Consider the following 8,977-nt stretch of genomic DNA (forward strand, 5'->3'; position numbering starts at 1 on the left):
AGAACCATCCGTCCTGGTCGACAGCCCGCCAGAGTCAGTGTTTCTTACCCGCGATGCTGATCACAACCTCATCGAGATGCCAGACATAATGAGGACTCCGCTGCTTGCGACAGAGGCGCCGGGCATACTCTGGACCGAATTTCCTGCCCCACCGACGGATCGTTTCGTAGGACACGATGATGCCGCGCTCGAGCAGCATCTCCTCCACGAGCCGCAGGCTCAGGGGAAACCGGAAATACAGCCAGACCGCATGGGCGATGATCTCGCACGGAAACTGGTGGCGCTTGTAGCTGATGGGATTGGTCATGCTGCGGCTCTTAAGCCACAAGCCGCTCACCAAACGTTACCGTGACATCACCGGCGCGCCATACTCCGCCCACTTCGCGACCCAGTACTGCTGCTTGGGAATGCGGTGGCGGCAAGCGGCACGGATCTTGAACGGCACGGTCGAATACGAGATCTGGAAGGCGCCATTCTTCTATGTGTTCCAGTCTCGGAAGACAAATCGCCTACCCGTGCAACAATGCAACTAGGGTTCCCCTCTACCTTCTGGGTGCCGATTCTAATTTGCGACAGATCCGCCAAGCTTGCATCCGCAGCACTATTGAATTAATATTTGCTTTTACTTCTACCATTGGGGAAATCCCGATGCGTATATGGTCAATTGCTGCAGCAGCAATAATTGGGTTGATGAGCTTGCCGGCTGCCGGCCAGGATCGCATCACTTATAGCGAGGGCTCGCGCCCACGAGTTCTCATTAACTGGCGATCGTTCGAAGCGAACGGATTCCCGGCAGCATGGAAAGATCCTTTCACCAATGTAGTGATCAACGCCTATACGCGCCTCAATCATGTTCTCGGCGTTGACGTTCGTCCGCAGTTCTTCGGCTATACTGATAACGTTGACGCAGGATCGGGCGAGATCGTTATCTCGGCCAACGAAAAGCATGTCTGCGCAGACAATCGCTTGGCATCGACATTCGGCTCTTTTCCGGACCGGCTAATTATCATCGTCCACGCCAAGAATGCCTGCGATCTCACCCCGTGGAACTTCACGCCATTCTGGCCCAACTCAGGGGAAATAAGCCTGCATGCCGTGATGATGCACGAATTACAGCATACAATCGGCCTTGATCACAGTAGCAGCACCAAGAATATCATGGGAGGCTATACTTGGACATCGCATTATGGCCCATGGTCCGGTGACGTTTCGGATATTCGTGCCATCTATCGCCTGCGCACAGATGATCGTTTGCGCCAACTCGCGACTTATAACAGCGGAGCGAGTTGGTCGACGCTGGGCAACGACATTACGGGCTTCGGCAGTACCTTCGCTCGCACGACCAACAAAATTGCGGCTGCGGGTAACAGCAGCACAGGCGACTATGTCATCGGCTGGACCACGCCTAGCAATAATCTCACCTGGATCCGTGGCGACGGCGTCACTTTTGATCCCGCGAATTGGTTTCTCTATAGCGTGCATCCGCGACCGCGCTATGGCACTGCTATGGAGTCGGATCACCATGATACATGGATGTGGGCTGTAGTCGACGGTCGCAACGATGACAACCGCGTGCGCATCATACGGTCACGCGACAACGCAGCAAGCTGGGCCTATACCAACTTCCCCACGGCTACAACCGCCGCAACCCCCGGCATCGCTACCGCTGTCGTTGGAGGAAGGCGTGCGTGGATAGTACTCTGGGTAAACTACGACGAATCCAGTCAGAACGATACCGGCTACATCTACGCCAGCGTCTCGTTTGATAATGGTGACTCGTGGTCGACTCCCCACCGTGTCGATGACTTCTACCGTGTGCATGATGGTGTCGCAATCGAGGCCAATGATGCAGGCCAGTGCTGGTATAGTTTCGTTTGGGCTGGTGAGAAGGGCATTTGGGAATATGGACAGAACAAGCTGCGCACGCGCACATGCACAATCTCGCCCGCTGGCATCGTGAGTGCCGGCACTGTGTGCATCCAAGGACAACACAGCCGGGTCACACCGGATTTGGCCTGGCACGCTGATACCCGCATATTTGTTCAGGGATTCCGCGAGCAGGATTTTGCCACTTCCCTCGACTCTATGCAGATTACTGCGGGAGGTTGTCCCGCCGGCTTCCTGCATATCACCGGAAGTACTAGTCATGTTGGTCCTGGCATGGCTGTAAACTCTGGCTGGTCGACGCCAACCGGTACGGAAATTGTGACGTGGTTTGCTCGGGAGTAGTGCGCTGGAGGGAAAGCCTATGACATTTAGCGCTTATTTCGACCGCATTGTACTAGTGCTCCCCTTCGCGCTTTTTGGATCATTATTTCCTGACCTACAGGCGCAGGCTCATTACCCGGCTCCGTCAGAGCCTCCTAGCTTTGACGTCCTACTAAGAGCCGAGCCGATCATCGTACTTGCCAGGGTCGGCAACCTGGTGGGCACGAGCAAGAAGGCATTCGAAGCAATCCCGGGGGACATCGACCACGCACCAGCCTACAGTGAAGAATACCACCACTATCGACTGCATACAGAAAGACTGCTCAAGGGTGTGCTGCCTGACACGTTTGACGTGCGCGTGCTCAGTGGTAGCCGGAACCATGTCTTGATTGATCGTGCACAGGGACAAGAAATGCTGCTGGTACTCGCGCCGGATTCAGGCCTTGACCTGCAAGGTCGGCCGCGGGACACGTTTCTGATTTCGCATGGCACGGCCTATATTGTCCGTAATGGGCGGTTCCAGGTTACCGGCGCTCGTGGGTCGGAGACATGGTCAGTCGACCGCACAGCTGATTTTGTCGGCCAAATTGAGCGCGAGCGCAATCAGCAACGCGCGGAAGCTCCAGAACCCCGGGATGCCGCAGTGGCAGTGTTCTCTGGAGAAGATCAGCTTGGCCGTCCTGAACCACCCCCTCCGGAAGCTCCAAAGTTGCGGAAAGGCGAACCTTTACCAGCAGATATACTGGCGAAGGCAGCCCCCAAAGCAATAGAGAGCGCTGGGGGTGAGGTAAGGTCGGATCGAATACCTCCTACGCGAATTCATATGCGTGAAATACAATTGGACAGATCCTTGGAGTTTCGGCCACGGCGGGTGCCCAGTGGCAACATCGAGAGCAATGCCTGTCTGAGAGGAAGTTACTCTCACAGCTACGAGACAAGCGGTATCGCGGGTCGTGAAGTATGGCTGTGCTGCATCCCGGTGGATGAAGTTCTCAGGGACACTTTTCAATGCTCAGGCGGCACTCTTCCACGGCCCTTTGGCAGCCCCGACTACATAAAAATCCGCTACTGCAGCCTATTACATCCAACCGAATCGGAACCCACATACGTCCCGATTTGTATTCCCGCACCGCTGCAGGCGCCTGAGTTGGATACGAAGCGCTAAGAAGGGGAACATAAGCGTGTTGTCGTATGTAGACGCTCCCTGCTTGTAAGGGTTTTGTTGAACGTATCTGCAAAATGGTCGGGTGCGGTCATATGTACGGCCTGCTGATGCGGTTCATGCGACCGCGGCCCCTGATGGAAGTCCGCCAATCAGGTCTCAATCACATTATCGAGCTCGAGGCTCTGACAACGTCGCGGGTTTTCCTGATTTCGGCTCGACGGGTTTGCACTACGTCATTCATCACCCTTCCCAAACTGAGAACCTCAACCAGCGATGGCGCTCAGACGCCAGCTGGTGCCGGAGATCCGCCTTTTGCATAGATGAGCGATTTGGTAACCGCAGCTGGGTAGCGTAAGGCCTATTCGGCTTCTGACCAGAGATTTCGACTGTGCCCTTCAAAGCTGATGCCACTCGCCGTCACCACATTCCGAAGCAGCACCGGGTGACGAACTGGGCAGAGTACGATGCAGCCGTGCGCCAGCGGGGCAGTCTCAGGGTCCGGTTCACCGAGGAAGCCATTGCCGCCTGGCGGGCTGAGCCCCGCACCTCACGCAGTGCACAGCCGCATTACTCAGCCCTGGCGATCAGGACAGCCCTGACGCTCCGGGCGGCGTTCCGGCTGGCGCTGCGTCAGACCGATGGCTTGATTGGCGTGATCCTGAGGCTCCTCGGTCTTGAACTGGCCGTGTGGGATCATTGCACCCTCAGCCGTCGCGCCGAGACCCTCGAGGTGGCAAAACCAATCCCACGCACTGGGCCGGTGCATCTGTTGGTCGACCGCACTGGGCTGCAGCTGTGTGGAGCTGGCGAGTGGCTGGTCGAGAAACATGGTACCCGCAGACGACGATCCTGGCGCAAGCTGCACATCGGTGTCGATGCTAAGACCGGGCAGATCCTCGCCTCACTCATTGGCGATGGTGCCTACGATCAGGTCGGCGTCTACGATACTGTTGCCAAGCGCCATCCGGATGCCGACGTGATCGTCTCACCCCAATCAATGGCAGTGCTGAGTGATGCGGCAGAGAGTACTCCCACCCAGCGCGATCGGCATCTCCATAGTATCGCTGAGCATGGGCGCAGGGGCTGGCAGAAGCGGTCCGGGTACACGCAAAGAGCCTTGGTGGAGAGCGCCACAAGCCGCATCAAGCGAGTGATTGGCACGAGCTTACGCTCGCGGACGGAACCCCGGCGCGCTATCGAGATTGCCGTCGAAATTCATGCTTTGAACCGCATGCTCGAGGGTGGACACCCGAAGTCTGCCCGCATCGCTTGATTGCAGGTCATGGGTGCATTCAATCTGTGCAACAAGGTCATGATAGACACCTTCGGCTCTGATTACGTAGCATCGCGGCTGGTATGAGTGAGTTCATGGACTAAGGGTACGTGTGGTGTTATGCTTGGATGCTTGTAAGCGCCTATACTTGGCCCCTGAGCGTTCTGTTGCTTAAAACGCTGAGTTTCAGACTTAACCATAGGGGGAAAACGTGTTCACGCTTCTGAAGTCATCAAAACTTATCGATCTAGCTGTCATCCAGGCTCCCGCGTTCTTGATCTCAATTCTGATCGCTGAGCTCTTCTACAAATTTCATAGTTTCCTGCTTGAATGCCTCGCCTTCCTAGTGACGTGGTTTGTCTTGGATTGGGTTGCACAGCAAACGCGATCCCTTTGGACGAGAAACGAGTCCGCACCTCGTTGACGATCAGTTCAGCATGAAGGATTTCTACTTCATAATGACGCTGCGAGCCAGCGCTCTGCAAAACACTAGAGCAACGGGCCCCGCATCAGATAATGATTCGTGACGGGAATCGCTTCTGGAACAAAGAGATAGCGTTGGTGCGCTGGCTCTGTCAGAACCGCGACTGCTCTAGCTAGCAGCAATTGCGGACCTCGCCCGTGCAGCACACTCGATGGAGGGGTCACATGGTTAAGAAGCAGCAGCCTGTAGGGCGGGCAGCGAAATCAAGAAAAGGCCGAGAGTTGCGCGATCGGGACGAGGCAGTCCGTCCGATACGAATAGAGCCAGGAGTCGTGGGCCGCACTCGATGGTTCACTGAGCGTACCGGATACAAAGCAGACTCTAGTTCATTGCGCCGGCTTCGCGCCGGCTTGGATGTTGTCGAAAGAATGAATGAACGCGGAGTGGTCGAACCCCATTTGCGCGACCGCGCCCTCGAGTTCCTCGCCAAGGCCCGGTTACCGGCGGACCAGATCAATGCGCCGCTGCTAGTCACGGGCAACGGAAAGCCACGCGAGTTGCGAATCCGCAGAGCTGAAAAGATTGAGGGTCTCAGTGCACTTACCCCACCCATCGAGATCCCTGAGACGAAAGATAAGTCAGCATTCATTGTGATCCCTGTACCGGCGGAAGTGGCAGAGTATCTTGACCTCAGTGAGGTGATTGGAGCCGACGTTCAAATCCGCCGGGCGCCAAGATTGCTGGGGCCTTTCGAGTTTCTACCGAACGAAGGGATCTTAGTTGGTCAGGTTCCGGGCGAACGTGCGCTTATTCAAGCGTTTGCATTCCCTAAGCACCCGTGGCTCCGGCTAGCTTATGACCTCCTATGCTCGCACTGGAAGTATGTTTTGTTGGACTCAACGGCTCGAAGCAACATGACGAGCTCAGAGGAAGTCAGGATCGGCACAGTCGACCGCATATGTCAGCTGATCCTGTGTGCACCTGATTTTGCCACCATCCAGGATCCACAGATCTTCAGCCGTGCGGGATTGTCCTTTCCACCAGGGTACGGTGGTGACATCTCGAGCCTAGAGGGAGGCTTAGGTCTGCCACCTGGAATCGAGCCAGGTGATCCTCGAAGCATATGCAACCGATGCCTGAACAGGTTTCTTGGAGAGATCGACGTTGTGGACGGCATACCTATCATGCCGCCCCTCATCAAGTGGTGCTGGATCCATCGCCGTCGGTGTTCACTTTGGAGATCGATTGGGCCTACTCCAGCAGCTGGATTCAGCGGGATTGGTCGGGTCACACAGTTGGCCGTACACCCGACGAAGGGCAACATCTTGATCGCCGGTGCGGCTGGGGGTGGAGTGTGGCGGTCCGACAACTCGGGGATAACGTGGCGACCTCTTATGGAGTTACAGCCGACGCTCACTATCGGCGCGGTTGCGTTCGCACCATCGAACCCTAACATCATCTATGCGGCATCCGGTGAGGACGCTGACGGCTGGAATCCAGCATGGGGAGGCATCGGCCTTTATCGCTCAACCGATGGCGGCACCCATTGGAGCATCGCGACCAAGGTTTCAAGCACTCGGTTCTCTGCTATTGTCGTCCATCCAACCGATCCAGACATACTTTACCTCGCTGGCGATCAGGGCTTGCACCGCTCAGACGATGGTGGTCTCAGTTGGATTGCCAATCCGGGCCAAGACTCTCTCTTCGACGCAACCGTAACAGATATCGTGATTGCCCATGACGATCCGGACCGGCTATACGTAGGGGTTCATCTCGACGGCGTCTATGAAACGGTCACGGGCGGGATACAGGTTGGAATGTCGCCCGCGTTCACTCGCCTCGATGCCGCCGGCCAATTGCCTTCAGGTGGAGGTGCAGGGTGGATAAAGCTTTCAATCGGTCGCAGCGGAGCGAATGGATCTAACTGTATTTTAGCGAAACTGGGCCCCAATGGCAGCCGCATTTTCCGAACACAAGACGGCGGAGCAACTTGGCCTGAGCTTGCGGCCAATGTTGCGTCCGTATCCTTCGACGAGTGGTGTTCGGTGGTCGCCGTTGATCCCACAGACGAGAACGTGATCTACGCGGGAAACAATATCGGTCTCCAACGAACGACAAACGGAGGAGCAGCCTCTGCAGATTGGGCTTCCGCGTCCGCGGGTGTTCACGCCGACCAGCAAGATCTAGCGTTCGATCCAAACAGTGCAGCCGTGCTCTATCTTGCGAATGACGGAGGAGTGTACCGATCAATTGATCGAGGAGCCACTTGGGAATTCAGATCAGGAGCTCTCGCGATCACGCAAATGTATGACATAGACATTGCGGAGCGGGACCGAGATATTGCCGCAGGTGGAGCCCAGGATAATGGCGTCTATTATCGCAACGCCGCTGGTGTCTGGCGGCACATTCCCTGGGGCGATGGAACTCAGGTCGCAATTGACCAGACCGATCCAAAAATCTTCTATTTCTCTTCGCAGAACGGACTTCCTACTAACATTCGAAAGTCCACCGATGGAGGAGTCACTCATCAGCAGATCGGACAGAACGGGCTCTCCGGAGGATCGCCGTGGATAACCATCATCAAGCTGGATCCAACGGACCCAATTGTAAATCCGTCGACAAGCCGGACGCTTTTTGTCTGCGGAGCCACGGAGCTCTTCCGTTCGACCGACGGCGGTCAAAATTGGCAGCGCGTCAACGACGGGAGTGGAAACCCTTTCAGCGCTTTCGGTACAATCACTGCACTCGAGTTTGCGCCGAGTGATCCAACTATTCTTTATCTAGGCACCGAAAACGGCGCACTGTATCGGGGCGTAAACGGTGGCAGTACGGCTGCCGACTGGTCGCGGATTGATCTCGCAGGGACGTCCGCGGATATGTTGTTCCCCAATGCGCAGATTCAATCACTCGCAGTGAACCCGCACGAACCGGATGATGTCTGGGCTGTCTTCGGTGGATCTGGCGTAAATTTTACTAATCGGCCCAACATGATTCTGAACCCTCTCGGTATTAGTCATCTTTTCCGCTCTATAGATGCCGGAACGACATGGCTCGATGCGAGCGGACAGATCGCTCCAACCATCCTTCCAGATGTACCGACTAGCGCAGTTGCCGTTTCGGACTTTGACTCCGAGGTGGCCTACGCGGGCAATGACGTCGGGGTTTTTCGAACAGTGGACGGTGGCCAGACCTGGACGGCTTTCCAGGATGGACTACCACGAAGCCCAGTTACAGAACTCAGATTGAACCGTCGCTTTGATCGGCTTGTCGCTGCCACAATGGGAAGGGGGGCGTACGTGCGCGACATCTGAGCGGGACCGCTTTATGCAACCCACGTGGCCGGGAACTGTTGCATTTGAGCGCGCCATGATCCGCCTCAAGGATGTTATTCAAATATTTCGAGGTGCGGTGTACCACATCGTTCGGCAGAAGTCCTTCGTTCTGCAGGCGCAGGAGGGCCTTGGGATACGACGCCAGTTTGTCGGTCGGGATCGAGGACGGCGGATAGGTGCTCATCGCCTTGATGGGCTTACGCAGGAGCCGATAAGCGGCGTTGGTATTCCGACGATCGGACAGCATGAAAGCGATCAACCGACCGTGCTTGTCGACCGCGCGAAGCAGGTACCTCCAGCGTCCGCCAACCCGCACATAGGTCTCGTCCACTCTCTAGGAGCCTGAACGATGTCCCTGGTAGAGACGCACCCGCTTCTCAATTTCCGGGGCATAGCGTTGGACCCATCGAAAGATCGTGCTTGGATTGACGCTGATACCGCGCTCGGACATCATCTCAGCCAGATCACGGTAGCTGATGCCGTATTTGCAGTACCAGCGCACGCACAGCAGGATGATCTCAGCTGGAAAGCGACGGCGCTTGAACAGAGACACGGGAGCGGATCCTTGATGAACC

General features: G+C 56.3%; 6 protein-coding genes and 1 pseudogene. 4 read left to right on the top strand and 3 right to left on the bottom strand.

From position 1 onward, the window contains the following. Positions 1-37 precede the first annotated feature (37 nt). Positions 38-307, bottom strand: a pseudogene (locus HPT29_RS26480) (IS6 family transposase); the annotation flags it as partial. 341 nt (positions 308-648) lie between these two features. Here HPT29_RS26480 and HPT29_RS26485 point away from each other — a divergent pair. From HPT29_RS26485 to HPT29_RS26500, 4 genes are all read left to right on the top strand, one after another. Continuing rightward, positions 649-2,229, top strand: coding sequence for a matrixin family metalloprotease (locus HPT29_RS26485; RefSeq protein WP_173945863.1), 1,581 nt, complete (start codon positions 649-651; stop codon positions 2,227-2,229). A 19-nt stretch (positions 2,230-2,248) separates the two neighbouring features. Next, positions 2,249-3,373, top strand: a complete 1,125-nt coding sequence (locus HPT29_RS26490) for a hypothetical protein (RefSeq protein ID WP_173945862.1) — start codon at positions 2,249-2,251, stop codon at positions 3,371-3,373. A 388-nt stretch (positions 3,374-3,761) separates the two neighbouring features. After that, positions 3,762-4,646, top strand: coding sequence for an IS5 family transposase (locus HPT29_RS26495; RefSeq protein ID WP_173945861.1), 885 nt, complete (start codon positions 3,762-3,764; stop codon positions 4,644-4,646). Between the two features lie 648 nt (positions 4,647-5,294). After that, complete coding sequence (locus HPT29_RS26500) at positions 5,295-8,381, top strand: WD40/YVTN/BNR-like repeat-containing protein (protein ID WP_173945860.1); 3,087 nt, start codon at positions 5,295-5,297, stop codon at positions 8,379-8,381. On the opposite strand, the gene HPT29_RS29065 is transcribed toward HPT29_RS26500, so the two are convergent. Both HPT29_RS29065 and HPT29_RS26505 read right to left on the bottom strand, forming a co-directional pair. Then, entirely contained in the window at positions 8,308-8,733 is a 426-nt protein-coding gene (locus HPT29_RS29065) for a DDE-type integrase/transposase/recombinase (RefSeq protein ID WP_173945859.1), read from the bottom strand. The two genes, HPT29_RS26500 and HPT29_RS29065, sit on opposite strands and share 74 nt — an antisense overlap. Positions 8,734-8,736: 3 nt before the next feature. Next, on the bottom strand, positions 8,737-8,955 hold the full coding sequence (locus tag HPT29_RS26505) for a transposase (protein ID WP_173945858.1): 219 nt from the start codon (positions 8,953-8,955) through the stop codon (positions 8,737-8,739). Between the last annotated feature and the right edge of the window lie 22 nt (positions 8,956-8,977).

This window comes from Microvirga terrae, assembly GCF_013307435.2.
GTDB lineage: Bacteria > Pseudomonadota > Alphaproteobacteria > Rhizobiales > Beijerinckiaceae > Microvirga > Microvirga terrae.